Source organism: Pseudomonas sp. FG35, from assembly GCF_057809295.1.
Map to the genome: position 1 here is coordinate 650,681 of NZ_JBMDJR010000001.1, position 25,953 is coordinate 676,633.

23 protein-coding genes and 1 pseudogene are annotated in these 25,953 nt (G+C 55.1%); 5 read left to right on the forward strand and 19 right to left on the reverse strand.

Translation table 11 applies throughout. The features are described from left to right. Nucleotides 1-6 precede the first annotated feature (6 nt). On the forward strand, nt 7-1,059 hold the full coding sequence (locus tag ACODTD_RS02825; RefSeq protein ID WP_011334174.1) for an AraC family transcriptional regulator: 1,053 nt from the start codon (nt 7-9) through the stop codon (nt 1,057-1,059). Between the two features lie 437 nt (nt 1,060-1,496). Beyond that, entirely contained in the window at nt 1,497-2,690 is a 1,194-nt protein-coding gene (locus tag ACODTD_RS02830) for a GAF domain-containing sensor histidine kinase (protein ID WP_041475277.1), read from the forward strand. Nucleotides 2,691-2,798: 108 nt separating this feature from the next. Here the strand turns inward: ACODTD_RS02830 and ACODTD_RS02835 are convergent, their stop codons facing one another. From ACODTD_RS02835 to ACODTD_RS02865, 7 genes are all read right to left on the reverse strand, one after another. Continuing rightward, entirely contained in the window at nt 2,799-3,365 is a 567-nt protein-coding gene (locus ACODTD_RS02835) for a hypothetical protein (protein WP_111539342.1), read from the reverse strand. A gap of 41 nt (nt 3,366-3,406) precedes the next feature. After that, nucleotides 3,407-3,664 carry a hypothetical protein gene (locus ACODTD_RS02840; RefSeq protein WP_011334177.1) on the reverse strand — a complete coding sequence of 86 codons (258 nt, stop codon included), beginning with the start codon at nt 3,662-3,664 and terminating at the stop codon, nt 3,407-3,409. Nucleotides 3,665-3,782: 118 nt separating this feature from the next. Then, nucleotides 3,783-4,943 (reverse strand): IS30 family transposase, encoded by a 1,161-nt coding sequence (locus ACODTD_RS02845; protein ID WP_011334178.1) that lies wholly within the window; start codon nt 4,941-4,943, stop codon nt 3,783-3,785. Nucleotides 4,944-5,168: 225 nt separating this feature from the next. Further along, nucleotides 5,169-5,903: an NADPH-dependent F420 reductase gene (locus ACODTD_RS02850; RefSeq protein ID WP_011334179.1), complete on the reverse strand. Its 735-nt coding sequence runs from the start codon at nt 5,901-5,903 to the stop codon at nt 5,169-5,171. 221 nt (nt 5,904-6,124) lie between these two features. Then, nucleotides 6,125-6,871, reverse strand: a complete 747-nt coding sequence (locus tag ACODTD_RS02855) for an NADPH-dependent F420 reductase (protein WP_011334180.1) — start codon at nt 6,869-6,871, stop codon at nt 6,125-6,127. 182 nt (nt 6,872-7,053) lie between these two features. Next, the gene (locus tag ACODTD_RS02860; protein ID WP_011334181.1) at nt 7,054-7,485 is read right to left on the reverse strand and encodes a MarR family winged helix-turn-helix transcriptional regulator; all 432 of its coding nucleotides are present in this window, start codon (nt 7,483-7,485) and stop codon (nt 7,054-7,056) included. Between the two features lie 209 nt (nt 7,486-7,694). Beyond that, on the reverse strand, nt 7,695-8,453 hold the full coding sequence (locus ACODTD_RS02865) for an SDR family oxidoreductase (RefSeq protein WP_011334182.1): 759 nt from the start codon (nt 8,451-8,453) through the stop codon (nt 7,695-7,697). 97 nt (nt 8,454-8,550) lie between these two features. Between ACODTD_RS02865 and ACODTD_RS02870 the strand changes: the two genes are divergently transcribed. Further along, a complete protein-coding gene (locus ACODTD_RS02870; protein ID WP_011334183.1) occupies nt 8,551-9,138 on the forward strand; it encodes a TetR/AcrR family transcriptional regulator in 588 nt (195 codons plus the stop codon). A gap of 173 nt (nt 9,139-9,311) precedes the next feature. Here ACODTD_RS02870 and ACODTD_RS02875 read toward each other — a convergent pair whose 3' ends face one another. The 4 genes from ACODTD_RS02875 to ACODTD_RS02890 form a co-directional block, all read right to left on the reverse strand. Continuing rightward, nucleotides 9,312-10,277: a 2-hydroxyacid dehydrogenase gene (locus ACODTD_RS02875; protein ID WP_011334184.1), complete on the reverse strand. Its 966-nt coding sequence runs from the start codon at nt 10,275-10,277 to the stop codon at nt 9,312-9,314. A 26-nt stretch (nt 10,278-10,303) separates the two neighbouring features. Then, the gene (locus ACODTD_RS02880) at nt 10,304-11,176 is read right to left on the reverse strand and encodes an isocitrate lyase/PEP mutase family protein (protein WP_011334185.1); all 873 of its coding nucleotides are present in this window, start codon (nt 11,174-11,176) and stop codon (nt 10,304-10,306) included. A gap of 107 nt (nt 11,177-11,283) precedes the next feature. Next, nucleotides 11,284-12,591: a C4-dicarboxylate transporter DctA gene (dctA, locus tag ACODTD_RS02885; protein ID WP_011334186.1), complete on the reverse strand. Its 1,308-nt coding sequence runs from the start codon at nt 12,589-12,591 to the stop codon at nt 11,284-11,286. A 102-nt stretch (nt 12,592-12,693) separates the two neighbouring features. Next, the gene (locus ACODTD_RS02890) at nt 12,694-13,863 is read right to left on the reverse strand and encodes a mandelate racemase/muconate lactonizing enzyme family protein (protein ID WP_064598755.1); all 1,170 of its coding nucleotides are present in this window, start codon (nt 13,861-13,863) and stop codon (nt 12,694-12,696) included. Between the two features lie 99 nt (nt 13,864-13,962). On the opposite strand from ACODTD_RS02890, the gene ACODTD_RS02895 reads away from it, so the two are divergent. Next, complete coding sequence (locus ACODTD_RS02895; RefSeq protein WP_064598756.1) at nt 13,963-14,835, forward strand: LysR family transcriptional regulator; 873 nt, start codon at nt 13,963-13,965, stop codon at nt 14,833-14,835. 208 nt (nt 14,836-15,043) lie between these two features. On the opposite strand, the pseudogene ACODTD_RS02900 reads toward ACODTD_RS02895, so the two are convergent. The 5 genes and pseudogenes from ACODTD_RS02900 to ACODTD_RS02920 all read right to left on the reverse strand — a co-directional run. Next, a pseudogene (locus ACODTD_RS02900) lies at nt 15,044-15,499 on the reverse strand (DNA-binding protein); the annotation flags it as partial. Nucleotides 15,500-15,750: 251 nt separating this feature from the next. Continuing rightward, nucleotides 15,751-16,218, reverse strand: a complete 468-nt coding sequence (gene msrA, locus ACODTD_RS02905) for a peptide-methionine (S)-S-oxide reductase MsrA (RefSeq protein WP_285355885.1) — start codon at nt 16,216-16,218, stop codon at nt 15,751-15,753. Further along, a complete protein-coding gene (locus tag ACODTD_RS02910; RefSeq protein ID WP_489104401.1) occupies nt 16,211-17,137 on the reverse strand; it encodes a homocysteine S-methyltransferase family protein in 927 nt (308 codons plus the stop codon). The genes msrA and ACODTD_RS02910 overlap by 8 nt, the downstream gene beginning before the upstream one ends. After that, nucleotides 17,134-18,111, reverse strand: coding sequence for an ABC transporter substrate-binding protein (locus ACODTD_RS02915; RefSeq protein WP_489104522.1), 978 nt, complete (start codon nt 18,109-18,111; stop codon nt 17,134-17,136). Before ACODTD_RS02915 ends, ACODTD_RS02910 begins: the two co-directional genes overlap by 4 nt. A gap of 87 nt (nt 18,112-18,198) precedes the next feature. Next, nucleotides 18,199-20,253 (reverse strand): ATP-binding cassette domain-containing protein, encoded by a 2,055-nt coding sequence (locus tag ACODTD_RS02920; protein WP_489104523.1) that lies wholly within the window; start codon nt 20,251-20,253, stop codon nt 18,199-18,201. Between the two features lie 721 nt (nt 20,254-20,974). Here ACODTD_RS02920 and ACODTD_RS02925 point away from each other — a divergent pair. After that, a complete protein-coding gene (locus ACODTD_RS02925; RefSeq protein ID WP_285355889.1) occupies nt 20,975-21,877 on the forward strand; it encodes a bestrophin family protein in 903 nt (300 codons plus the stop codon). Nucleotides 21,878-22,057: 180 nt separating this feature from the next. Here the strand turns inward: ACODTD_RS02925 and ACODTD_RS02930 are convergent, their stop codons facing one another. The 3 genes from ACODTD_RS02930 to ACODTD_RS02940 form a co-directional block, all read right to left on the reverse strand. Then, on the reverse strand, nt 22,058-23,443 hold the full coding sequence (locus ACODTD_RS02930; protein ID WP_221614639.1) for a GntP family permease: 1,386 nt from the start codon (nt 23,441-23,443) through the stop codon (nt 22,058-22,060). A 296-nt stretch (nt 23,444-23,739) separates the two neighbouring features. Beyond that, nucleotides 23,740-24,585, reverse strand: coding sequence for an amidohydrolase family protein (locus tag ACODTD_RS02935; protein ID WP_221614638.1), 846 nt, complete (start codon nt 24,583-24,585; stop codon nt 23,740-23,742). Nucleotides 24,586-24,614: 29 nt separating this feature from the next. Beyond that, nucleotides 24,615-25,904 carry an MFS transporter gene (locus tag ACODTD_RS02940; RefSeq protein ID WP_221614637.1) on the reverse strand — a complete coding sequence of 430 codons (1,290 nt, stop codon included), beginning with the start codon at nt 25,902-25,904 and terminating at the stop codon, nt 24,615-24,617. Nucleotides 25,905-25,953 lie beyond the last annotated feature (49 nt).

The following is a 25,953-nucleotide window of genomic DNA, read 5'->3' on the forward strand; positions in this document are numbered from 1 at the left end:
ATCGACATGGCTTGCAACCCGTTCATTCGCGCCATCAGCCTGACAGGTTTCGATCCATTTGCCCGGCGTCAGGGACTGGAGCCGAACCGGATGCTGCGCCAAGCGTGTCTGTCCGTAGCGTCACTGCAGCGCCCGGAAGACATCCTGTCCTTTCGCAATTACTGCCGCTTGTTGACACTGTGCCGGCAGCGCTCGAACAACGCATTGTTCGGTTTGGAGTTCGGCCTCCATCAGGGAGTCGACGTCTTCGGTGACATGTTTTTCCTGATTCACAACACCCGTACCGTCGGCGACGCGCTGCGCGAACTGCGCGCCAATTTCGCCCTCTACAACGGCGCGGCGCATCTCTATCTGGAGGTGGCCGATGGCATCGCGTTACTGGGTTATCGAGCCGATGAGCAGGAGATCGACGGCCTCGCTCAGGCCGAAGAGCTGGCGTGCGGGGTCGGTCTGCGCCTGATGCAAACCCTGGCCAGTGCACCATGGCAACCCGAGGCAATCATGCTCCGCCATGCGCCTTTGGCGGATGAAGGCCTCTATCGGCAGGCGCTAAACATCACGCCGACGTTTTCAGCCGCCCACACGGGATTGCTCTTCAATGCCAGTGTGCTCGCGCAGCCGCTGGATTGCGCCAGTGAAGTCTTGCATCAGCTCATCGCTGAACATTTGGCAGGTATTGAACGTCTGTCCACCGATGCCATGCCGGGATACGTCAGGCAATTGCTGCGCAATCTGTTGCCCAGCGGACGCGCGACGATCGACAGAGTGGCCGATTGCATGGCCGTCACCCCGAGATCCTTGCAGCGCCACCTGGCTGAGGAAAACACCTCTTTTCAGCAGTTGCTGGACGAGACGCGCCAGCAGTTGGCGCGCAAATACCTGCAGGTCCCGACGATCAGTCTGCCGCAGGTAGCGCACCTGCTGGGCTACGCCGATGTCAGTACATTCTCGCGGGCTTTTCATCGATGGTTTGGGGTGTCGGTGCTGGAGTGGTGCAGGCAATTCGGTGTGAACAGACAGCCCTTGCTGCTTCGAAATCGAGCGAAAGAGCGACCTTGAGCGTATTGAAACTGGAACTGTTTCGTATTGGAAGTGAGCACTTGTAGCAAGTTGATTGCAGTTAGGAGGAGTTATCGGCAAAAAATGGACGCTTGTGACAGGAAGCAATTGAACACGAGCCACCGTTGAGAATGTACCGCATCCGACCAACAGTCGCCCTTTCTCCTGGGAGAAGCTATCGGCCAATAGCGGCCTCCGGCAGCAACCGACCAAAAGCTGCCACGGTAACGGGTAGAAAGCGGGTAGAAAGCGGCAAAAAATAGTCGTTGGAGGAATGTCAACACGAAGTCGATGTCCATTTCATCGACCGCCGGAGGCGGCCGTTATGACACTCGCTGGTTTTGGCCCTAGTGACGTGAAGCTTGATGAAATAGCTTATTGGAAACGTTAGATAATTAGGAATATTCTCTGAACGCACTCATTTGAACCGCAGATCTATGACCAGCCAAGAGTTCTCTCAAGACATTAATGCTATCCACCGCATCAAAGCTGTGCCGGTGATATTGAGCATGGTCAAGCACGTCACTGGAATGCGGTTCGCCGCTGTCGCCAGGGTCACTGAAAAAAACTGGGTGGCGTGCGCAGTAGATGACTCCATTGAGTTCGGCTTGAAACCTGGCGACGAGCTGGTGCTTGAGTCAACGATCTGCCATGAAATTCGGCAGCACAGAAAACCGGTCATTTTTGGCCACGCCAGTGAACATCCCGTTTTTTCCCTGCATCACACGCCCAGTACCTATGGATTGGAAAGCTATATTTCTATTCCGATCATAAAGGCAAACGGCGAGTTTTTTGGGACACTGTGTGCCATCGACTCTGTGCCTGCTCATCTCGATGACCCGGCCATTGCCAACACACTTACGCTTTTCGCCCAATTGATAGCGTTGAGCCTCGATGCCCAGAATAATCTCGAGATTGCCCAAGCGGAGTTAGTTAATGCCCAGGAGCACGGAAGGTTGCGCGAGCAATTCGTCGCCGTACTCGGGCATGATCTGCGCACGCCATTGAGCGCCATTCGTATGAGCGCCGATCTGCTGGAAACCAAAACAACGGACAAAAGATCGCTTAGCTTAATTTCAGCCATTCGTACTAGCTCCACACGCATGGGAAACCTGATCGAAAACGTGCTGGATTTTGCACGGGGTCGAATGGGGAGCGGAATTCCAATCAAACGCCAACTTGTCGATGATCTGGGCAACACACTACGTTTGACTCTGAATGAGGTTCAAATCTCGCACCCTCGAGCTACATTTATTGAGTTGGTAGACATACCGGCCGGTGTCTATTGTGACCCTCTGCGTATCAGCCAGTTGCTTTCCAACTTGTTGGGAAACGCAGTCACCCACGGCTCATTAGCGTCGCCTATCACTGTTAAGGCCGACACTGAAGTGGACGAAATTGTTATATCTGTGACCAACCAAGGCCCCCCGATACCGCCGCACTTGTCGCCCTTGCTGTTTGAACCTTTCACCCGATCGGAGGCTGGACAACGTGGTGAAGGCTTGGGCTTGGGACTCTATATCGCCTCCCAAATTACCACTGCGCACGGAGGCAACCTGAGCGTGGTGTCCACACTCGAATCGGGAACTTGTTTCGTAGCAAGATTTCCCGCTCGTCTTAAATGTGCCTAAACAACGATCTTCATCCTTCAGATCATTGTTGAAGACGGTTAGGTCTTGATTCGGTTTCTCGCTCAGGTTCGATGGTGCTCACGAAAGCAAGATTTTATTCTGTTGGATTTAATTATAGATGAAATTATATTTCATAATGTAGCTACCTATTTTATTCGTGCGGGCACTCACCCACACGAACTGCATTCCCTGTTGTATATTTTTATCCAAATCCATTTTGTTCGTGCAAAGCTCAATCCAGCGATTTGTACTTTGATCCTCGATCCATAGACCTGCCTCGCAACGACCAAACTTACCCCTGGGAGGTCCGGGGTATCTCAGCTCATATGAAGATTTATAACTAACAATCTCGCCGGGCAAAAGATAGGCCGCGGTGGCATAACCATTCAGAGATAGAATAAATCCTAAACAGAACCATCCAGTGAAAGAGTTTAGAGCCTGTACTGCTGTCTTGCGCCCAGGCCGCTGGTAGAATGTTCGAATTGCAGCGGTAAGCCCAGTAATGGAGCTGATCAACAGGTATGTACTCCATTCGGGGATCTCGGGCATCAAAACTGTTCTTGCTGAAATTTTAGAAGCCCAACCTACATAATAAAGCCATGCGCCAAAAAGCAAAAATACTACCACTGTTAGAACTATTCTTTTTGATTTGCTTTCGGGTGAACTAGGTTCCATAAGCAGCTCTTGGGGGGGCATTAATTGTCGGAGGCAAAAATTTAAGTGGTGACGTCAGCGCGGGAAGGAAGAAGCTCATAAGTCAAGCCTGCCTCATAAAACACCGTTCGCCACTCTAGAAAACCCGGACGGTATTCGCACAGAAGACGAACGATCTGCCCATCCTCTCCGACATAGACTTCTTCCACCAAAGCGATATCTCCTGGCGCTGCCTCGCGGGAGTTAATCCAATCAGTTAAAACTATTTTCGCTTGGTCAGCGCTGATTAGTTTTATGAAATCGCCTTTAGACAGTGCCATGTACCTTCGCCTGGATTTTTACTGATAACAAGTACATGAGCCTATCGGCTTTTTAAGACAAAGTCCTTCTTTTAGTCCAAAGGCTTCCTTTAGACGATGTCCGCTTCTGGCTGTGGATTCAACCGGTCGACGCAACAGATTGGCTAAATCGTTCTGCCGGTGTTTCGTAGTCTAGCGTTTTCCGAGGGCGGCTATTTAGCTGCCTTGCCACTTCATTGAGCGTGGCTTGCGAGTGCTCCGCAAGGTCGGTTCCTTTCAGGAAGTACTGCCTTAACAACCCGTTGGTGTTCTCATTTGATCCTCGTTGCCAAGGACGATGAGGATCGCAGAAGTAGACCTTGATGTCGGTAGCCACCGTAAAGCGTTTATGGTCAGCCATCTCTTTGCCGCGATCCCAGGTCAGCGATTTGTAGAGTTCTTGGGGCAAGTTACGGGCGTTTTCAATTAGGGCGCTGATGACCGTCTCGCTATCCTTTCCGTCCAATTTCACCAGCATTACGTAGCGGGTATGTCGCTCAACAAGAGTGGCAATTTGGCTGTTCCTGCTACCGCACAGCAGGTCGCCTTCCCAGTGACCCGGAACCGCCCGATCCTTAGCCGCGGCTGGGCGTTCGCGGATCGATACCGCGTCAGTAATTCGACCGTGATTTTCTTTCTTCTGCGTGTGATGGCGCGAGCGACGCATGGCCCGCGTGCGCCGTAAATGCTCAAGCAACTCCTTCTTCAGAGCCCCGCGAGCCTGTATGAAGAGCGTGCGATAGATCGTTTCGTGTGACACCTGATAGCTCGCATCGTCCGGGTAGGTACGCTTCAACCAACCGGCAATTTGTTCCGGAGACCACTGTAATTGAAGCTTGTCTGCAACAATTTGCGCCACTGTTCGGTTCTCAACAAGCTTGCAAACCTTAGGTCGATGCGCGCGATCCCAGGCAGCCTGATCAGCTTGATTAGCCCGGTAGCATCCTTGGCCACCGTTGCGTCTGATCTCCCGACTGATCGTAGAGGCTGCTCGCCCTAGCAGCGCGGCCATGGAGCGGATCGAGTTTCCTGCCACCACTGCACGCGAAATCTCTTCGCGCTCAGCCAACGTCAGCGCCAATCTGGATCTGCGGCGTACAGAGGGTCTGATACCGCCTGTTTCCGCCAAAATGCGCTGTATCGATGAATGGTTTCGATCAAATAGTTGGGCTATGTGCTGGAGAGAGTCGCCTTTCTGCCAGTGATCCCACATCAGTTTTTTCTGGATTTCGGTGTAATAGATTCGAGGTCTCTGCTTCATCTGCAACACTCCTTCTGCTTACACAGAATTTAGTTGTGTTGCGTCGACCGGTTGAATCCACAGCCAGAAGCGGACGTTCAATTTATTCCGCTCCCGACCAACATTCGTTCAGACTAGGCGGTAGTAAACAACAGTTCAACCTATCCGTCTGAAGTGCCAAATAGCCTAAGCATTAGTGCAGCATAGAGAATTGGCGTACGGGGCATGGCATTGGAAGAAACCCGCTCAGGCTGTCATGGCACGATTGGTGGCAACTATTTGCTCGTGCGTAAACTGACTCCCGGGAGCCATAAACCTGGCGATCAGTGCGTCGCGGTTTTGAGGCGCCCGTACCTTGTCTGCCGCGTTCAGCGCCAATTTCAATTCCGGCAATGTCAATTCGGTACAGTACGCTGGTGTACCTGGTTGCTGGCGCCACGATTCTTCAAGGCTGCCAGCGGCAAGCGCGATAAAGCCAGTATCCTCAACAAGATCCTGCGCGATGGTTTCCGCGTATGTGTTTCCTCCAGCCACAGGTATGGCGAGGCGCGTTGGGGAGCCGACCGGCTGACCTTTGTCTGCGAGGGTCGCGGCGAGGACGGCGTTCCACGCCTTAACAACCGGGTGGCCAATCTGCTCACTTACCCAGATGCTTTCTGGCATGCCATCTTCGACCTCCTTGATTACCCCGTCACGCCCCGGATAATAATTTGATGTATCAATGACAACTGTCTTCTCCGGCACCTTGCTCATGATCGGTTCGAGATCAGGATAATTTGCAAAGGGAATCGAGAGGATAATCACCTCTACCCCGGAAACCGCTTCTTCCCTGGTCACCGCATGCACGCCGATTTCATTGGCAAGGCTTTGAATGCTCTGAGGGCCTTTCGAATTCGCCAGTTTAACTTCGTGTCCACATGCAGCGAGCTTTCGGGCCAAAGTAGAGCCAATGTTACCTGCGCCAATAATTCCGATTTTCATTTAAATAACTCCTCGCACTCATGTGAAATTGAAAAAAGTTCTGGCCGAGTACTGTTTGATTGGTTTGTATTCGACTATCAAGCACCATCAGAAAAAACACGGCGCGCTTATTTTATTAAAAAGCATATGCGCCTGAGACATTGTTAGTCTGCATAATGATTTAGAAACTTGATATGCATGGCGACCTTGCAGATCGTCATCCATGTGTCATCATAACGAGCTCACGCATAAATTAGCTTGGAAAGCTGAACAATGTAGTTGCGGCTTGGGTTTGTTCCAATATTGCCGAATCTCTCGTTATATACCGAAAAGAAGAGATCTTGGCGCTTTCGCGAGCGCGCCAGATCCGCGTCAGCCAGTGCCTGGGGCAGAGACTCAAGCGTCACCTCAGTGCAATAGCAGGGCGTGCCGCACTGTTGCTTCCAGGATTCAGCCAACGAACCAGCATAGTAGGCGTCGAATCCGGAATCCTCGACGAGTGCCATTGTCACAACGCGGTCATGATCACGATCAGCCGCGACAGGGACGGCAATGCGCTCCGGATCGCCAGCTGGCCTGCCAGCTTCATTTAGCGAGGCGGAGTAAATTGTATTCCAGGCTTTTGCGAGGGGACGGCCAACTTGTTCGGATGCCCATACACTGTCGGGCTGCCCATTCTCGATTGCATCCAATCGATCGTCCCGCGCAGGTATATAGTTGGATGTGTCGATGATCACGCTGTCTTCAGGAAGGCCTTCGAGAAGCGCTTTAAGATCTGGAATTCGTACAAAAGGTATCGAGAGAATTACGACGTCAGCACCCACCAAAGCCTCTTCTTTCGTGACTGCAATTGCACCCGTGGAGAGCACGTCAGGATCAATTGTATGCGGCCCGCGTGAATTTGAAACTCTTACTGTATGGCCAGCAGTGCTTAGCAGTCTTGCAAGCGTTCCCCCGATAAATCCGCTACCGATAATTCCGACGTTCATAGAGATTCCTCATCTTTGGAGCTGGATGTTCACAACATAAGCCTCAGCGAGTGCTAACAAACAGAGCCTCTCCCTACACGATCTGTTCTACAAATGCATCGCGGCTCGGAGAGCCGGTGTTTCATTTGTTTGTGGCATCACCTTAAAAGCTATGCCTCTGTCAGCTGCTTCTGAGGCAGGTATTAACTGATAGCCGGTCGCGCTAAACCCTCAAGCGTGCGATGAAGCTCCTGAAGGTCTTCGGGCGTGAGCTGGCACGCCGTTCTGATCTTGTCAGTGATGCTACGAAGTTCATCCTCCATGCCGCGGGCAGACGCCGTGAGGTCTATAAGCACTCGGCGTTCATCGACGGCATCACGTGTGCGTGTAATCACCCCGGCAGCTTCCAGCCTTTTGAGTAACGGTGTAAGCGTGCCGGTCTCCATGTCGAGACGTTCACACAAGTCGCTCACAGATCGAGGCGACCCGTTCAAGAGCTCAAGCGTGACCAGGTACTGCGAAAAAGTTAGGCCCAGTGGTTCGAGGAACGGCTTGTGCAATCGAACCATCCGGTTCGCGGCAGCGTTAAGCGCGAAGGAAAGTTCTGTGGCTACGCTTCGTTGCGTCGAACTCATATATATCGCCTGCTATTATGTAGTGTGCTACATAAATTATTCTCGACTCCTACAGGTGTCAACAGCTTCTGAAGCTTCCAATCTTTTTTCAGATGAAATGCCCTGGATCAGGCAGCGGAATTGTGGACACACCGATTGAGCGATTCGGCCTGCAGGTAAGCAGATGCAATCTGCTCACCTGGACACAGGGCGCGCTTCAGAGCAATGACTCATTCTGCCGGTGGTTTGTATCCCGCAAGCATTTTCAGCACGTCATCATGTGACCCACTTGCCTCAGCAAACCGCAGGGGCTTAGCCCGCTCAACGACGAGTTCAGGTGGAGTGGGAGAAATCTTTAGCAGTTCGAAGACTTCATCCAAAAACTCCTCCAACGGCATCGCATGCTCGTCGTTTTCCTGGCCGAGCAATGTGGTACGCACACCCGGTGGCGCAAGTTCGATAACCTCAACTGGCGAGGCTTCCAGCTGCACTCGAAGACTTTGAGTGAACGAGTGAACTGCCGCTTTGGTTGCGCTGTAGGTGGGCGTGGCTGGCAGCGGGACAAATGCCAAAGATGAACTGACATTGATCACTGTCGCGCCAGGCTGCTTGATTAGTTGGGGAGTAAACGCATACACCATACGAATCGTGCCTAGCAGGTTCGTTGTCACGATATCTTCCGCTGTACTCAAGTATCCCGGATCAGTCAGATCCTCCCAATGCATGATCCCTGCGTTGTTGATGAGAACGTTAAGATTTGGATGGCTGATCGCAAGCGCTTCGCTGGTGCGCTGGATGGAATGAGCATCAGAAACGTCCAGCAATACTGATTCAATGCCAGGATTTTCCGACACGATTTTGTCGAGCAGAGCCTTGCGACGTCCCGCGATGATGACGTTGTTGCCCGCTTTATGAAGCCGTAGCGCAAGCCCGAGGCCTATGCCTGAGGTGCCGCCTGTAACCAGAATCGTGTTGCCAGTGCTGTTCATAGTAAACTCCAGAAACGATATTTAAGCGGACAAGTGTCCACTTGCAAACCGTACCGGACAGTTGTCCGCTTAGCAATGCAATGAGGGAAAATTATTCATGCCTGACGAGTTGGTGATGCGTTCTGACGCCAAGAAAAATCGGGAGCGGATTCTGGAGGTCGCAGTGGTTGAACTGACCAGCGATCCTGCAGTTCCGCTGAGTACGATTGCGAAAAAGGCTGGAGTAGGACAGGGAACTTTTTATCGCCATTTCCCTACCAGAGAGAAGCTGGTATTCGAGGTCTATCAGTTCGAAATGCAGCAGATCGCCTTGTTGGCACAAGAGCTGCTCGCAACAAGACCCCCGAAGGAAGCCCTCCGAGAGTGGATGGATAGCCTTGCCGAATATGCAATGACAAAGGCAGGACTCGCTACAGCAATCCAACAAGCGGCCTCCGTTTACGACTTCCCTGGCAAGTCGGGTTACGCTCCAGTTCAAGATGCAGCCGAGTTGCTTTTAAGAGCGAACGAAAACGCGGGGACGATTCGTACCGGGATCACTAACGATGACTTTTTTCTAGCCATCGCCGGCATCTGGCAAATGGATACTCAGAGCGAATGGCGATCTCGCTTGTCCAGATTGATGAACCTGGTGATGGATGGCCTATGTTTTGGGAGCCCTGAAAGCCTGAAAAACAAGGTCTAATACCCAACTGGAAAAGAGGGTCAGAGCTAATTGGGGACAGATCGCGTTTACCAGAAGCAAATGTCGCGCAAAGCTGGCTTGCGTCAGAAAACGCTTGCCACCCCAACTATGTACGTCACCCGGAGAGCAGCCATATTGCCGGCGATTTTGAGCTCAATCCGCCCTACTTCTTCTTACTTCTTGAAGTGCACAAGATCTCTCGGCTGGCGACCTTCCAGACCCGCAAGCAAATTTTCCAGGGCTCGCTTGGCCATTGCGTTGCGGGTGTCAGTCGTCGCAGAGCCAATGTGAGGTACGGTGACGACGTTTCTCAGGTTAAAAAGCTCGGAGTTCGTCAGGGGCTCCTTCACATAAACGTCCAAACCAGCCGCCCGGATTGTCTTTTCTTGCAGAGCCTCGATGAGTGCGTCCTGATCCACGACAGGCCCACGCGAGATATTGATCAAAATACTTTCCGGGCCCATCAAAGCGAGTTCTTTGCGTCCGATAAGATTCCTCGTGGCGTCCGTCAATGGCACGACCGGACAAACAAAGTCAGACGCGCTTAAAAGCTCTTCCTGCGGTACAAACCTCGCACCAAGTTCCTGTTCAAGCTTTGGTTTACGACTGTTGCCGCTATACAAAATGGTCATGCCAAAACCAAAGCGGCCTCTGCGTGCGATGGCTTCTCCGATTTTTCCCAGACCGATAATGCCCAACGTCTTTCCATGAACGTCGCACCCAAATTGGGATGCATCGATGGTTTGTGTCCAGTTACCCTCTTTAGTCCAGGAATCAAGCTCAGGAATGCGTCTTGCTGTGGCGAGGATCAGGGCCAAAGCCAGGTCAGCAGTGGTTTCGTTCAACACATCTGGCGTATTCGTCAACATGATCCCTCGGCGGTTGAGGTAGTCGAGGTCATAGTTGTCGTAGCCAACCGATATGCTTGAGACGATCTCAAGATTTACAGCCGCAGCCAGCTCAGCTTCACCCAGACGACGACTTCCACCAATCAGCCCGTGAGCGTTCGAAATAGCGGCCTCGAACTGGGCGTCCATATCACCAAGCTCAGGACTAATGATGATGACTTCGTAGTCGTCTTTGTAAGGTTCAAGCAGGCTGGGGGAGACCCGGCTGAAGGCCAAGATTGTCTTTTTCATGACGGCGTATTCCACCTGTTCCAATATCAATTTGAATCGTGCTCTGACTTCAAAAAGGTTTTTGCCCACTCACGATAACTGTCCGAGAGTGTGTATTTAGAAAGCAGCTCAGGAAGGGATAGCTCGCTCCCCTCCGTGCCGCTTTGTTCGCGTAGCGCCTCGTAGGTTGCTTTGATTGCGGACAAATAGGGGGCATGCCCATTGACCACGATCCGCACATTGGCAGCACTCAATTTTTCAACATTGCTCAGAGCAGGATTTCCATAGTTGATCAGCATGATCGGCACTCTGAGATGTGCCGTAAGTGCTTCTAGGTGCTGGAAGTCCTTAACACCGACCAGGCAAATAGCATCTGCTCCAGCCTTCTGATAAGCCGCAGTGCGAGCGATGGAGTCGTCCAAAGTGGTCACAGCCACATTCGTACGGGCGATGATGCTGAGTGCATCATCCGACCGGGCAAATCGCGCGGCATAGATTTTGGCTGCGGCTTCTTCCCTCTCAATAAGCACATGCGACTGCTCGTCGTACTTGGCCGGTAGATGGGTGTCTTCCAATGTCAGGGCTGCAACGCCGGCCTTCTGTAACTCTGTGACTGTTCGCATCACATTCAGCGCGTTTCCAAAGCCATGGTCAGCATCCCCAATGATCGGAATCTGGCTTGCCCGTCCGACCCTGGAAACCTGCTCGACATATTCATCCAGCGTGAGTAATGCAATGTCAGGTGCGCCGAGCACCTGAAGCGACGCAACGGAGCCGCCTTGAATGGCAACGTCAAAGCCAAGGTCGTATGCCATCCGAACTGAGATCGGATCGAATACGGAAGCTGCAAATTTGCAGGTGTCTCCCTGGAGTAACTCACCAAACACCTTGCGTAAATCATGATGTGATCGCTCTATCATGTTGGCTCCATCAATCTTTCCAATCAGGTCTCTCCACGCGGAAGAAGGCATGCAAAACACTACCGGTCATAACCGTTTAGATGGGAATGACCGGATCGCTTTGTAGTTTATTTATGCGCCAGCGATGCCTTGCTTGCCGCCTTTTCTTGCTTCATTGCGGCGATCTCACGTTCGCAAGCCTCGACATCGAACGAGTTGTCCCACTTGGCAATGGCGATGGTGCCGATGCCATTGCCGATCAGGTTGGTCACGGCCCGCGCTTCGTTCAAGAAACGATCAATGCCCAAAAGCAAAACGAGTCCGACCAGAGGGATGGAGTGGATGGTCGTGAGTGTTGCAGCCAGCGTGACAAACCCCGCACCCGCGACACCAGCCGACCCTTTGGATGTCAGCAGGAATACGCCTAGCAGGATCATCTGATCAACGAAGGTCAGTGGCGTGTTGGTCGCCTGGGCGATGAAGATCGCGGCCATGGTGAGGTAGATGCAGGTGCCGTCTGCGTTGAAGGTGTATCCCGTTGGCAGCACCATGCCCACTACAGATTTCTTGCAGCCAAGTTTTTCAAGTTTCACCATCATGCGTGGTAGCACTGCTTCGGTTGAGCAGGTGCCGAGGGTGATGAGAATTTCGTCCTTGAAATAACGGAGAAACTGCATGAGTGGCATGCCTGACCATCTGGCCACCGTGCCTAGCACCACCACAATGAAAATCAAGGTTGTGATGTAGAGCGCGATCAGCAACTGACCGAGTGACAGCAAGGTGCCAATCCCGTACTTGCCGATAGTGAACGCCATACCTGCACCCGCACCAATCGGCGCCAAGCGCATGACCATTGCAACGATCTTGAACAGGCCTTGCAGGAACAAATCAATAGTGTTGATCAACGGCTTGCTGGTTTCGCCCATCTGAACCAGGGCAACTCCCATCAAGACCGAAAGCAGAATGACCTGCAGCATGACGCCGTTGGAGAATGCGCCGAGGAACGTGTGGGGAATGATATTAAGGAAGAAATCAATTGTACCGCCTTGTTCACTCGCGGCCTGGCTGTACTTGCTGATAGCATTTCCATCGAGCGCGTTGACGTTAATGTTCATCCCGACGCCAGGCTTGACGATGTTCACCACGATAAGGCCTACGACCAGGGCGATAGTCGATAGAATTTCAAAGTAGATCAGCGCTTTTACGCCAATCCGTCCGACCTCCTTGATACTGCCCATTTTCGCGATACCGACGACGACCGTACCGAAGATAATGGGGGCCAGCAGCATTTTTATCAGCTTGATGAAACCATCGGCGAAGGGTTGGAGCTTGGCTCCAATATCAGGCACGAAGTAACCGATTGCTGCACCGATCACGATGCCGATCAGCACCTGCACATACAGCTGGCTATACCAGCGGGACTTGGAAGTTTCCACGGAAGCACCTCATTTTATTTTTGTGATGGGCATGTGGCTTGGCGTCAGTGGGTGACGCCTGACTCTGCGGCCTCCCTGAAGGAGGCCACAGATAGAGGGAAATCAGCCTTCGCCTAGCTCACGCATGACTGCGTACAAAGCGGATTTGGCTTCGAAGCCAACACCTGGAATATCAGGCAGACCGACATAACCATTTTCCACCTTGATTCCGTCAGCGAAGCCGCCGAAAGGCTGGAACACATCGGGGTAAGACTCGTTGCCGCCCAAGTGCAGGCCTGCTGCGATATTGAGGGACATCTGGTGGCCGCCGTGCGGAACCACGCGACGGGAAGACCATCCCATTTCGTCCATCACTTTCAGTGTGCGCATGTACTCAACGAGTCCGTAAGACAGCGCGCAGTCGAACTGCAGAAAGTCGCGATCAGGGCGCATGCCACCGTGGCGCAGAAGGTTACGAGCGTCCTGATGGGAGAACAGGTTTTCCCCGGTAGCCATCGGCAGCTCGTAGTGATTGGCAAGCTCAGCCTGGAGTGCATAGTCCAGCGGGTCGCCGATTTCTTCGTACCAGAAGAGGTTGTACTTCTTGATGGCTTCCGCATAAGCAATACCGGTCTGAAGATCGAAGCGACCGTTGGCATCGACCGCCAGTCGACGACCGTCCCCAACCACTTCGAGTACCGCTTCGATGCGACGAATATCTTCGTCCAGTGGCACTGCACCGATCTTCATTTTGACAACGTCGTAGCCACGATCTAGGTAGCTCTGCATTTCTGCTTTGAGTTTGGTCTGGTCTTTGCCTGGGTAGTAGTAGCCACCTGCTGCGTAGACCCAGACTTTGTCATCGGCCACGCCGTTACGGTACCGATCAGCCAGCAGACGATAGAGAGGCTTGCCTTCGATCTTGGCAACGGCATCCCACACGGCCATATCAATGGTGCCGACTGCAACTGAACGTTCGCCGTGACCACCTGGCTTTTCGTTGGTCATCAGGGTCTTCCAGATGGCGAACGGATCCAGGTTGTTGTTCTCATGGTCGATAAGAGTATCCGGATCAGCTTCCATGATTCGCGCGAGGAAGCGATCACGCATCAACGCGCCTTGACCATAGCGACCGTTGGAGTTGAAGCCGTAGCCAATGACAGGTTTACCATCGCGAATCACATCCGTGACAACAGCAACGACCGAGCAGGTCATTTTCGAAAAATCGATGTAGGCATTGGCAATGGGAGAAGCGATAGAAACAGTTTTTTCGCGGATGTCTACGATACGCATGACGGGTTCCTCTTGTTGTTGGTGGCCCCACGTTATGCTTTGCGATGACACCCGCCCAATGCTATTAATGCCGCGCCCTATGCACAGGAGGCATTGCCCTTGGAACTCGTTTGGCTTGAGGATTTTTCAGCGCTTGCGGAGTACGGCAGCTTTGTGCGGGCGGCTGAAGCGCGCCACGTTACTCAACCTGCCTTCAGTCGCAGAGTCCGCGCTCTTGAGAATTGGATGGGTGTCGAATTGTTCATACGCACCCCCCAGGGGGCGACGTTGACCGAGGCTGGAAGACAGATTTTGCCTAGCGCCCAAGAGGCTGCCAGACGCTTGTACCGGATGCGCTCCGAGGCACAGGAAGTGGCTGGGATGGCCGCCAAAACGCTGCAGTTTGCAGCCACTCATTCGTTGTCATTTACCTTCTTCCCAAGGTGGTTGAGAAGTGCAGAAAATGGCGCGCCGATAGATGCCGTACGTCTGCATTCAGACAGCATGGCTGTTTGCGAGCAGATGCTGATACACGGCCAGGTTCAATTTCTGCTTTGCCATCGCCACCCCGACGTTCCACCCCTGCTGGCCCCTGATCAGTTCACCGGGAAAAAGGTCGGAGAGGATGTGCTCATACCCTTGGCGAGTGCCTCTGCCACGTTGGGTACGTCCCCGGAAACACTGCCTTATTTGGCATATACCCAGGAATCCGGTCTAGGCCGTATCGTCGCTCACCGACTCCACGGCAAGGAAGACTACCTTCACCTCAAGCCGCTTTTTAGCAGCCATCTTGCGGCGGTTCTGATGTCCATGGCACTGGAAAGCAAGGGCGTAGCGTGGTTACCAAAAAGCCTGACCGAGCAGGAAATGGCTGATGGGCGGCTGGTCAGAGCTCTCGACGAAAGCTGGGATATACCGTTAGAGATTCACCTCACTCGACCTAAAGCCCCCATTAGCTTATCTGCAGAAGAATTCTGGGCCAGGCTGGCTTAATAGATCCATCTTACTGACCTCCATTTTTCACTTTCTAACGGCGTTCTGGCGAGCCAGAAAACTTGGCTGTTAGTGACTGAGTGTCTCCTATTGGCCGATAGCAGTCGCTTCCGAGCGTCCGCTTATGGCCGATAGCGGTCGCTTTTGAGGGTTCTCTAATGGCCGCTAGCTGACACCTGCGGTTAGTCTTTAGGGTTGCTTGATGTCGGTTTTTTCTGACTCGCGGCTTGCGCTTGATCTCTGACAGCTGGCGTATCTGAATCAACTGTTGTTCTAAAGTTTCTGCGCGGGCCAACTGCGCCGCAGTACGTTGCTCCGCTTGGCTGAGCTCGCTCTGGGCCGACTCCAACCTACGTCGCAAGTCGTCGCACCTGCGGCTGGCTACTTTTGATTGGCTTACTGCGGCTGTCCCCTCCTCCCGGGCCCGATCAACCTCGCGGTGAGCCCGATCCTCAACGCCACGCAAATAGTTCTCCTGTGTGATTCGCTCCTGCTCGGCCTTGAGTCGTAGCAAGTGGAGTTCCTGTTGGAGAATTTGATTTTGCCCCTGGGCATCGTGCCGTTCACGCTTAAAGAAATCACGCTGTTGCTGGAGCTCCTCAATCTGGGCCTGCCGCTGCACCAACAGAAGGTCCAGGTCAGCCAAGCGAGATTCGGCCGCCTCAGGCACCCTGCGTACAACATGGCTGTGGCGCACCTGCGAGCGATCCAGGCTTTCTATTGCGAGGCGATTCTGGCTTTCTCGACGGTTACGCCATCTGGCTCCAAAGCGGCCGTCAAGCCGACAACCTGGTCGCCAGAATCGGCAATGCTGAAACGGCACCTTTTCCGCAGATCGATCCGCGTCCCAGTGACCTGTACCTCGCCGAGCAATTGCAACGCCCCGGCCCAGACGGCAAAAGCGTTGCCTATGCATCAAATGGAACAGGCGCTGCCACCATGCTTTTCAAGGTAGCGCTGATGTTCTTCATCTGCCTTTTGAAACTCACCCAGTGGCAGGATCACCGTAGCCACTGGCTTGCCCAACTGGCCACTGGCATCCAGCTGCTGCCTGGCGACAAGCGCCAGTCGGGACTGCTCGGCACTGTTGAAAAACAGCGCGGAACGGTATTTCGCCCCGACGTCCGCCCCCTGCCGGTCGACTGACGTGGGATCGTGCAGTGTCCAGAAGTGCTCGACGAGACGGCTGTAGGAAATGAGTCGGGGGTCGAAGTCGACTTGCACGACTTCGATCAGGGTGGCGTCGCCCAAGTCTGACCGTGCGAACCCGACGCGGGTGTCGAGCACACCCGGCAATGCCCGGAATGAGGCTTCCGCCCCCCAGAAGCAGCCGGCACCGAATGTCGCCTGCTCTGACAGAATCTCGCCTGAAAAATCACTCATGCGCGGCCTCCTCACCCTTTAGATACTGCAGGTGCAAATGCAACTGGGCGATATGCTCCGGGCCGATCCCACAGCATCCGCCGACAATGCTGGCCCCTGCGGCAACCCATGATTTCGACCAGTCCAGATAGGACTCGGGGCCCAGATCGCGCCGAATGTCCAACAAATCGCTATTGGCCTCGGCTTTGGCACTGACAGGGGGGAAAGCATTGGCATAAACCCCCAGTTCGACAGGATGATCCAGGTTTTCAATCACAGCGCGTGCCTCAATCAAGGCCGCGGCCATCACTTCCGGCTGGCTGCAATTGAAGAGCACCGCCTTGGCCCCCAGCTCAGCCGCCACGCGAACCGCATCGGCAACGGCCTCGTTTGAGCGTAATCGCGGTTCCCGGCCCTCTTCGTCCAACAGCGTGAATGACACCCAGAGTGGCGCGGGATTCGTTCCGAGGGCTTCGACCACCGCACGCACTTCAGCAATGGAGCTTTGCGTTTCGGCCAGCCACACATCGACGTGCGCCTGCAATCCGGCAATCAGTTCGCGGTGAATAGCTACTGAACGCTGATGATCGAACAGATCCGGCCGGTACGACCCCAGTGCCGGCGGCAACGACCCGGCCACGGTGACCGGATCGGTACTTTCGCCGGCGGCCTGCCGCGCCAGTCGTCCGGCGCGCTCAGCCAGCGCTCTTCCCTGCTCGGCAAATCGCTCGTCGCCAATATGAAAAGGCACCACCGCATAGCTGTTGGTGGTGATGATCCGCGCGCCCGCTGTCACGAACGCCTGATGCGCCTGCAGTACATACTCAGGCGCTTCGATCAGCGCGAGGGCCGACCACTCCGGTTGACGGAACGGTGCGCCGATTCGCTTCAACTCGCGCCCCATGCCGCCATCGAGCACACGTACGTTCGCTCTGGTCATTGGGCTGAACTCACTTGCTGCGCCTGCCCTGCAACCCACTGGTCAACAGTAGAAGGATTGGCTTGAACCCAGGCCTTGGCGGCGACGTCTGCTGGCTGTTTCTCCTTTTCGATCTTCTGGATCAAACCGTTCAACTGTGCTGGGTCGATAGCGAAATTTTGCAGAAACTCGGCAATTTTCGGCGCGCGCTTTTGCAGTGCGGTGGAAGCCAGGACGTACACCTTGGCATCCGGGAAGGCGCAGGTGATGTGGCTCTTGTTCAGCCAGTCAGGATCGACGGTCGGGCTGACGAATTTCCAGCAGCCATCTGCCTTGTAGAGAGGATCTTCTTTTTTGTTGTCCTGGGCGTATCCATCGAACGCGGGTTCTTCCAGGCGACGCAGATCATAGGCCGAGAAAATCCAGTCAGGGGTGTAGGCGTAGAACACCACGCCGCGTTGCGCCTTGTAAGCCGAGGCCAGTTTGGCGTAGGTCACCGAGGCTTCCGTCGACACGGATTCGAATTTATCGGCGAAGCCATAATCCTTGGCCTTGATCTGGCCGATATACGTCGACTCCCAGCCCGCCGGCCCCACCAGCAGTTCGGCCTTGCCGCCGCCCACTGGCTCGAAGAGCTTGGCCACTTCCGGTTTTTTCAGGTCGTAGATCGATTTGACGCCGTATTTGTCCTGCAGATAACCGGGAATGTAGAAGCCTTGTTCGCCGGTATAAGGATGAGCATTGGGTACCAGTGAGCGTGTGCCGCCGGTGACGTACTTGGCCCAAGCCGCGGACTGATTGGGCAGCCAGATGTCCGTCAGCACATCCACAGAACCGTCGCCCTTGGCCGCCGCACTGAACAGCACCGGCACGTCCCCGGCCAGATACGACACATCACCGTCCAGACGGGTTTTGATCACCTCACCCAGAATGTGTTGAATGGCGATGGCCCCTGTCCAGTTCTGCTCGCCAATGACAATTTTGTCCTTGGCCATCACGCTGGCCGGCACGATCAGGGAGGTCAAAACTGCAGCCGCACTCAAGTTACGCAATAGATGTTTTGCCACGATAAGTCTCACTGTTCAGTTATGCAGATGGTCTTGCTTGCGCAAGCTCGATTGAATGATTCGATCGGGGATCAATGCACACAGCACGATCGCCACGCCGGCCAACACGCCCTCGCCGCCCTTGATATTGCGCAACGCCGTCATGACGTCGTAACCCAACCCTCCAGCGCCGATCAGGGCAGCAACCACCACCATCGACAGGCTCATGACGATGGTCTGATTGATCCCCAGCAACAGGGATCGCCGCGCCAGCGGCAATTGCACCTTGATCAGGGTCTGCCAGGGGTTTGCTCCATGGGCGATTGCCGCTTCCACGGCATCCTTCGGGACCTCCTGAATGCCCAGGGACGTCAGACGAATCATCGGAGCCAGGGCGAAAATCACCGTCGCAATGACTGCCGGAGTCTTGCCCACCGAGAAGAACGCCACAGCGGGAATCAGGTAGACAAAGGTCGGCAGGGTCTGCATGACATCCAGCAAGGGCGTGAGCAGCCTGCGGGCAAACGGCCGCTTCGCCAGCAAAATACCGGTGGGTACGCCGATCACCAGTGCGATCAGCACCGACGAGCCAACCAGCGCGAGCGTGGCAATTGTCCGCTCCCAGAACCCGAACAGGCCGATATACAACAACGCTGCGCTGCTGGTGAGCGCCAGGGCCAGGCCCGCCGAGCGCCATGCCAGCAATACCAGCGCCAAGGCGCAAACCGGCCAGGGCAGCCAACCGAGCAGGGATTCGATTCCTTCAATGACCGTGCGAACCGCAACGATCACGCCGACAAAAGCGCTCTCGAACGTCACCTGTGACCAACCGATAAAGTCATCCACGCTCTGTGCAGTCAGTAATAGCGCCTGGCGACTGGCTGGGAACTGCAAAAGCGCCTGGGTGGTATCGGGCGTCAACACCCGCCAGATCACCAATGCCTGACTGACCAGCAGCACCGCCAGCGGCAACGCCCAACTCGAAACGGCGCGCCGCACCGGTTGACGGCCCAGCGAATACGCGGTGAAACGGCTGGCCGCCAGCACGGCCAATCCCGCCACGACCGATATCCAGGATGCGCTCGCAATGCCTTGCACCGCAGTGGCCAGGGCCGCGAGTTCTGCGGCGAACCCGAGCCAGAACAACCCGCCTCGGCCCCGCGCCGCCAGCGCTGCCGGCCCGAGCAACAGGGCTTGCCAGCCGCGCAAGCCCGGCTGAACCGGTTGCTCCTTCGGTGCCGTTTCGGGAGCCTGACGTACCGCGCCACCGGCATCGTGCAATACCGGTGCGGCAGGAAGGCAATCGCGGAAAAAATCCGCGACCTCGGCATCGGCCGGCGTCTCGAGCAGCTGTTTCGGGGTGCCCGACTGCACCAGACGTCCCTGGCGCAATACCGCTATCCGGTCAGCGAGACGGACCGCTTCGGCAGGATCGTGGGTGACCAGCAACGTGGTGATCCCGCGCTCGCGTACCAAAGCCAGAAAGTGGCTTTGCAGGTCGCGCCGGATGGTCGGATCCAGTGCGCTGAAAGGCTCGTCCATCAGGAGAATATCCGGATCAGTCACCAATGCCCGCGCAAGACCGACCCGTTGCTGCATACCGCCGGACAACTCGTGGGGATAATGCTCGCCCCATCCCTCCAGGCCCATCGCCTGCAACTGTCGCGTGGCCGCTGTATGCCGAACGGCCTCGGATTCGCCGCGTAACTCAAGAGGCAACGCAACGTTGTCCAGCACCGTGCGATGGGGCAAAAGACCGAAATGCTGGAACACCATGCCGATTCGCCGCGAGCGCAAATCCCGCAACGCTTTGTGGCTCAAGCCGCTGATAGCCTGACCTTCAATCAAGACCTCACCGCTGGTGGGTTCGATCAAACGATTGATATGGCGAAGCAAGGTCGATTTGCCACTGCCGGAGGTGCCCATCAGGCACAGCACTTCGCCGCGCCGGACCTTCAAGCTGACATGGTTGACAGCCGGCAACGGCGATCCGCCTTTGCGCAGATAAGCTTTAGTGACGCCTCGCAGTTCGAGGACAACATCGCCCTCCTCGGCGCTATCGTCGATGGGTGGGGCCAATCGTTCAGGCAAGTCGACCTGTACCGTTGCCAAAGAGGTTTGAATAAGTGTCACGAGGGCTCCGGGCAACGAACCGCTGACGGCCTTATGGGTGGCCGATCAAGGGTAGAAAAAATGGACTGGGAGCTTTAGGCAATGACCTCGAAGAGGGTTGACCTGAAGCGAAAAAACGCAGCAAGCGAGGCGCCGCACGTTTCTTTTGTTAAAAGCTAAACGATCTTAAAAAGATTAAATAAATATCTTTTTGGAATGAGCTTAGGCCTTCCCGCCCGGTTTTCCGGAGGTGCTTTTCAAAGCGACTTTGTTTTGCTGCGTGCCGACGGCTGGACGTGCTGCACACCGACAACGATCCTGTATCGCAGGCCCAGAGCCGTGCCTGTCAACGCTTGATCGACTCATCAACGGGCTGACGTCCAGCAGCAGACTCAGCCCGGTTTTGATGGAGTGTTCCGCGCCCGTGGCACGCGGCGCTCGCGGCGAATCTTCCCGTCCCCGTCAAACAGCGTTGCCGAAACGGAACGAGGCGCCATGGCGCCGACGCCGGCATCAGCTTGCCGCGTGGTTCATCTGCGGCCCAATCGGAATACGAGGATTTTTCTCGCAAGCATTGGCCATTCAGATGGCCGGGCTTCGCAGATTGACTGACGGTTGGCTGCTTCACCAGGGAACTGCCGATGCCAGGCGTCGTCCGAGCTTAAGCGTTTAAGCAAACTGCTCGCCACGAGGTTTCCGTTTGAAAGCTGCCATCGTCAAAAAATACCGCCTGATCATCAAGACCTTGGGCTACGTGGGCTGGTCTCTGTTCTGGTTGCTGCTGTGGGACATCGCCGTCACCGTCGACTTCATGCTGTTCCTCAACGCCAAGCTGAACCTGCCGCTGATGCCGCTGACCTTGCTGGGCTCGGCGTTGATCGTATTGATCAGTTTTCGCAACAGCAGCGCCTACAACCGCTGGTGGGAAGCGCGGACGTTGTGGGGGGCGATGATCAACAACTCCCGCAGCTTCGCCCGGCAGGTGCTGACGCTGCTGGACGACGTCGGCGGCGAGGTGAATCCGGTCAAATCCACTCTGCTGCGCCGCCACGTCGCGTATGTGAACTGCCTCGCCGCGCATCTGCAAGGTCAGCCTTGTCCTGACGAGGTGCGGGCGTTTATTCCCGCCGAAGAGTTCGCCCGCAGTGGCACGACCAATAACTTTGCCAACGATATCCTCACCGGCTCCGCGACTTTGCTCGCCAAGGAATACAAGGCCGGGCATCTGGACAGTATTCGCCTGGCGCGGCTTGAGTCGACGCTGGTCGACCTGTCCAACAGTCAGGGCGGCATGGAGCGGATCGCCAATACCCCGCTGCCCTACCCTTACGTCTATTTTCCGCGGCTGTTTATTTCGCTGTTCTGCTTGATCGTGCCGGTGGGACTGGTCGAATCCCTGGGCTGGTTCACGCCGCTGGCGTCGACCGTGGTGGGATTCATGCTGCTGGCCATCGAACGCATCGGCACCGATCTGCAAAGCCCGTTTCGCCACAGCGAACACCAGATTCAAATGGAAGCACTGTGCGAAACCATTGAAAAGAATTTGCAGTCGATGCAACGTGATTCGTTGGGTGATGTGCGCAGGCTTGAAGAGCACGCGTGAGGCGCTGCTTTAGCAGCAATGTGATAGCGGGTCTCCTCTTTGCTTTATCAGGTGCAGAGCGACTATTGATGAGACGAGCGGATCAACTGACCTGGGTGGAGTCAAAACCGGAGCGTACTCTATTTCCCACACTCGGCTAACACGCCCGGGCAGACTCACTACCTGCGAACAGATTCTGAATCAAGTCACTGTGACAACCGCATTCAACATCAACACCACAATCAAACCGACCACGGCTACGATGGATTGAACCACCGAAATGGTCTTGGTTGCTTCGCCCATCGTCATGCCGAAGGATTCCTTCACCATCCAGAAGCCCGCATGGTTCGCATAGTTGAAGAACAGCGAGCCGCAGCCGATGGACAAGGCAAGCAGAGGCAGGTTGAGGCCTGGATCAGCACCTGCAAGCGGCGCCAGCAAGCCAGCAGCACCAACGATACCTACAGTGGCTGAACCGGTAGATACCGAGAGCAGCATCGCAATCAACCAGCCCAGGATCAGCGGAGGGAACGCAGACTGTTGAGTCAGGTGCACAATGGCATCGCCCACCTTGGCGCTGGTCAGCAACTCCTGAAAGGCACCACCGCCGGCGATGATCATGATGATTGAAGCGATTGGCTTGAGACTCTTGCCCAGAGATTCGCGCAATTGCCCCGCATCGCCACCCCGCACGAGTACCAGACTCGCCCCTGCGAACAGAACGCCCAGAAGCATCGCTATCAGGGGATTGCCCAAGAAACTAGCCATCTTCAGGATCGCATTGCCCTTGGGTAATAGCATCTCAGCGACGGCATGAATCAGCATCAGGATCGCCGGTAGCAAGGCTGCCAGCACACCAAGGCACACGCTGGTGCTAGGTTGATCGTCGGCTTTTTCGGCGAGGGTGAACTGATCCAGCAAAACCTGATCCGGCCGAGTGCTCATACGCGGCGAAATGAATGCGCCATAAAGCGGGCCTCCTAAGATCATTGCAGGAATTGCCGCAAGGAAACCATAGAGCATTGTGGGCCCAACCGAGGTTTTGAGCGCAGCGATGGCCGTCAAGGGGCCAGGGTGCGGCGGTACCATCCCGTGCATGGCTGCAAGTGCCGCAATCACCGGAACACCTACATACACATACGCTGAACCTTTGAAGCGAGCCTGGCTTTCCAGCTTTCGCGCCACGCTGAAGATCAGCGGCAGCATGATCACCAGGCCCACCTCGAAAAACATGGGAATGCCAATTACAAATGCAACCATCATCATGGCCCAAGGAATCATCCGATCGGATGTTCGCTTGAGGATGACCTCGGCGATCTGCTCTGTGACGCCTGCGTCAGCAAGAATTTTGCCCAGCATCGCTCCAAGTGCGATGACGACCCCTACTGCCCCCAGTGTCTTTCCGGCGCCGGTCATCACGTGGGAGACGATGGCTTCCGGCTCCATACCGGTTGCAAAGCCAACGCCCACGGACACCACTAACAAGGCCAGGAGCGGGTGCATTTTGAGACGCGACACGATGAGCCCCACCAGCACCAGGACGCTCACCAATGCGGTCAGTAAGAGGTCTATATCTAAGGGAGTCATGAAAGGATCTCGGTTGGGCTGACGCTCAAACTGCAGTCAGATTTGAAAGAGAAGTTTGAAACCGTAACGCCTGTCGTTGCACGCGATAAACCAAACATCGTTTGGGTGCTTTCAACTTCGGCATTGGATGACGTGTCCATGGAATCTGCTCTGTTGTAATTGGAATTTGCTGCTACTGCACAGAACTTCTCGATGAGGCACGATAGGTTTTACTGCAACGTCGTACGTCGAACGTTCTGTAGGTATTCATTTAAATGGGTGAGATGAATGGACATCTGCGAATGCACGCGCAAGTCTCAGCTCTGGCCTTTTGCAAAACCGAATAACCTTCGAGGGACTTGTACCAGCAGCGAATCGCTAACCTGCGTCGAACACTCCAAGGCCTTTAACTGATCGACTACGGTGCGAAAACCGATGCTTTGCTCATGCTGCGTATGCGGCCAGTCGCTGCCCCACACCAACTGGCGAAGGCCAAAACTTTGTTCCAGCAGGGGTAATGCCATTCGAGCGAAATTGATGTTCTGTTGCGGCGTACCTCCCAAACGATAGATTCCCGATACTTTCATCCAGATCGAACCTTTCGACCCCAACTCCAGTAACTCGCAAAACCCGGGCTGATCGACGCCTGAATTGGCATCCGGCCGGCCGAAGTGATCGATCACCAACTTCAAACCGTACGGCGTCAATTGATGGATCAGCCCCGGCAGATCCTTTACCTCCCGATGCAACTCGACATGCCAGTCAAGATCAGCAATGTGGCTGAAAAACGCTCTCCAGGCACTGTTACGAAAATCAGGTAGCGCCTTACCCACCAGGTTCAAGCGGACGCCGACCACACCCAACTGATCCATCTCATTCAACATGACGCGACTGACGCCTGGCTCCAGCACCACGACCCCTCGCAACTGCTGTGGCGCCTGCCTCAACGCCGCCAACAAGTAGCTATTGTCGGTGCCTAGAAAGCTCGGTTGCACCAATACGCCATGACTCAGGCCATGAGCGTGCAAGTGCGTCAGATACTGCTCAAGCGTGGCGTCGTAATCAGGGGTATAGCGCCGTTCACCGATCAAATTCAGATCACGGCTGAACACATGAGCATGGGAGTCGATGCCAGTGATTGGTATAGAGCAGGTATCAGTCATAGCGTTCATCTAATAGAAGGTAATGGGCATCAGGCCCGCGCACTCTCGTTACCGTTGATCGTTACCGCCACAGATCTATTCGAAGCTTCGAGGCTGCGTCCACGGGTTTCCGGCAGACAAAGTGCCGCAATCACCGCAACGCCATAGGCAATCCCTGCGTCGATACCAATCGCAGATCCAAGGGACATGGAGTCGCTCATGTGACCGACGAGGAACGGGAACACCGCGGAAAGCACTCGGCCAAAGTTGTAGCAGAAGCCGACGCCGGCACCGCGCACGTCTGCCGGGTATAGCTCGTTGAATAACGCGCCAAGGCTTGCGGGAATACCGGCCGCAAAAAAGCCGAGCGGGAACCCCAGGAACAGCATCTGGGTATTGGTCAGCGGCAAGAACACATAACTCTGCACCGTGACGACACAGCAAAGCGCGAACAGGACGATGTTTTTGCGCCGGCCAATCCGATCGATCAAAAAGCCACTGACGACACATCCGCACCAGAACGCAAAAATGATCACCGCCAGGTAGCCACCAGAATTCAGTACGGACAGATTGCGCTCAGTCTTGAGAAACGTGGGCAGCCAGGTCATCACCGCGTGATAACCACCGTGCGCACCCAGCCCCAATAGACCGCCGAACAGCGTTACGCGGATCAAATCGGGGCGGAAGATGCCGGCCAGGGATTTGAAGAAACTTTGCGGGATGGCGTTTTCTTTTTGCAGACGCTGGAAGCTGTCGGGCTCCTCGACATTACGACGCACCCAGATAATCAGAAACGACGGTAGCAGCCCGACCAGGAACATCACGCGCCACGCCATGTCCTGCGGCACGAGGGAATAAATCAGTGTGAACACTCCGACCGCCAGCCCCCAACCCACGGCCCAGGCACTTTGTACGGTGCCCATCACTTTGCCGCGATACTGCGGATTGATGGTTTCGGCCATCAATACTGCACCCGCTGCCCACTCGCCGCCGATGCCGAAACCCTGGAGCGCCTTGACGATCAAGAGCTGGTTAAAACCGGTGACAAACGCGGAGAGAAAAGTAAAAAAGGAGAACCACACAATCATCCACTGCAGCGTACGCACCCGGCCGTAGCGGTCGGACAATGTCCCCCCTACCCAACCGCCGATAGCTGACGTGACCAGAGTCACTCCGCTGATCAACCCCGCATCGCCCTTGGTCAAGGCGAACGCGGCGATCAAAGCCGGAATCGCCAGGCCAAACATTTGTACTTCCAGTGCGTCGAGGGACCATCCGCCGAAGCAGGCCCAAAACGTTTTGCGCTCCCGAGGAGTGATTTGGCGATACCAGCTGAACATGATTCTTATCCTTATAGGCGGAACGTGAGGCAGCCGAGCGCGAACCGCG

Coding starts and splice junctions, on each gene's coding strand:
- ACODTD_RS02870 (WP_011334183.1), top strand. CDS start 8,551: ATGCCTGACGAGTTGGTGATGCGTTCTGACGCCAAGAAAAATCGGGAG.
- ACODTD_RS02830 (WP_041475277.1), top strand. CDS start 1,497: ATGACCAGCCAAGAGTTCTCTCAAGACATTAATGCTATCCACCGCATC.
- ACODTD_RS02865 (WP_011334182.1), bottom strand. CDS start 8,453: ATGAACAGCACTGGCAACACGATTCTGGTTACAGGCGGCACCTCAGGC.
- ACODTD_RS02880 (WP_011334185.1), bottom strand. CDS start 11,176: ATGATAGAGCGATCACATCATGATTTACGCAAGGTGTTTGGTGAGTTA.
- ACODTD_RS02935 (WP_221614638.1), bottom strand. CDS start 24,585: ATGACTGATACCTGCTCTATACCAATCACTGGCATCGACTCCCATGCT.
- ACODTD_RS02890 (WP_064598755.1), bottom strand. CDS start 13,863: ATGCGTATCGTAGACATCCGCGAAAAAACTGTTTCTATCGCTTCTCCC.
- ACODTD_RS02940 (WP_221614637.1), bottom strand. CDS start 25,904: ATGTTCAGCTGGTATCGCCAAATCACTCCTCGGGAGCGCAAAACGTTT.
- ACODTD_RS02930 (WP_221614639.1), bottom strand. CDS start 23,443: ATGACTCCCTTAGATATAGACCTCTTACTGACCGCATTGGTGAGCGTC.
- ACODTD_RS02860 (WP_011334181.1), bottom strand. CDS start 7,485: ATGAGTTCGACGCAACGAAGCGTAGCCACAGAACTTTCCTTCGCGCTT.
- ACODTD_RS02840 (WP_011334177.1), bottom strand. CDS start 3,664: ATGGCACTGTCTAAAGGCGATTTCATAAAACTAATCAGCGCTGACCAA.
- ACODTD_RS02850 (WP_011334179.1), bottom strand. CDS start 5,903: ATGAAAATCGGAATTATTGGCGCAGGTAACATTGGCTCTACTTTGGCC.
- ACODTD_RS02845 (WP_011334178.1), bottom strand. CDS start 4,943: ATGAAGCAGAGACCTCGAATCTATTACACCGAAATCCAGAAAAAACTG.
- msrA (WP_285355885.1), bottom strand. CDS start 16,218: ATGAGTGATTTTTCAGGCGAGATTCTGTCAGAGCAGGCGACATTCGGT.
- ACODTD_RS02855 (WP_011334180.1), bottom strand. CDS start 6,871: ATGAACGTCGGAATTATCGGTAGCGGATTTATCGGGGGAACGCTTGCA.
- ACODTD_RS02835 (WP_111539342.1), bottom strand. CDS start 3,365: ATGGAACCTAGTTCACCCGAAAGCAAATCAAAAAGAATAGTTCTAACA.
- ACODTD_RS02875 (WP_011334184.1), bottom strand. CDS start 10,277: ATGAAAAAGACAATCTTGGCCTTCAGCCGGGTCTCCCCCAGCCTGCTT.
- ACODTD_RS02910 (WP_489104401.1), bottom strand. CDS start 17,137: ATGACCAGAGCGAACGTACGTGTGCTCGATGGCGGCATGGGGCGCGAG.
- ACODTD_RS02915 (WP_489104522.1), bottom strand. CDS start 18,111: ATGGCCAAGGACAAAATTGTCATTGGCGAGCAGAACTGGACAGGGGCC.
- ACODTD_RS02825 (WP_011334174.1), top strand. CDS start 7: ATGGCTTGCAACCCGTTCATTCGCGCCATCAGCCTGACAGGTTTCGAT.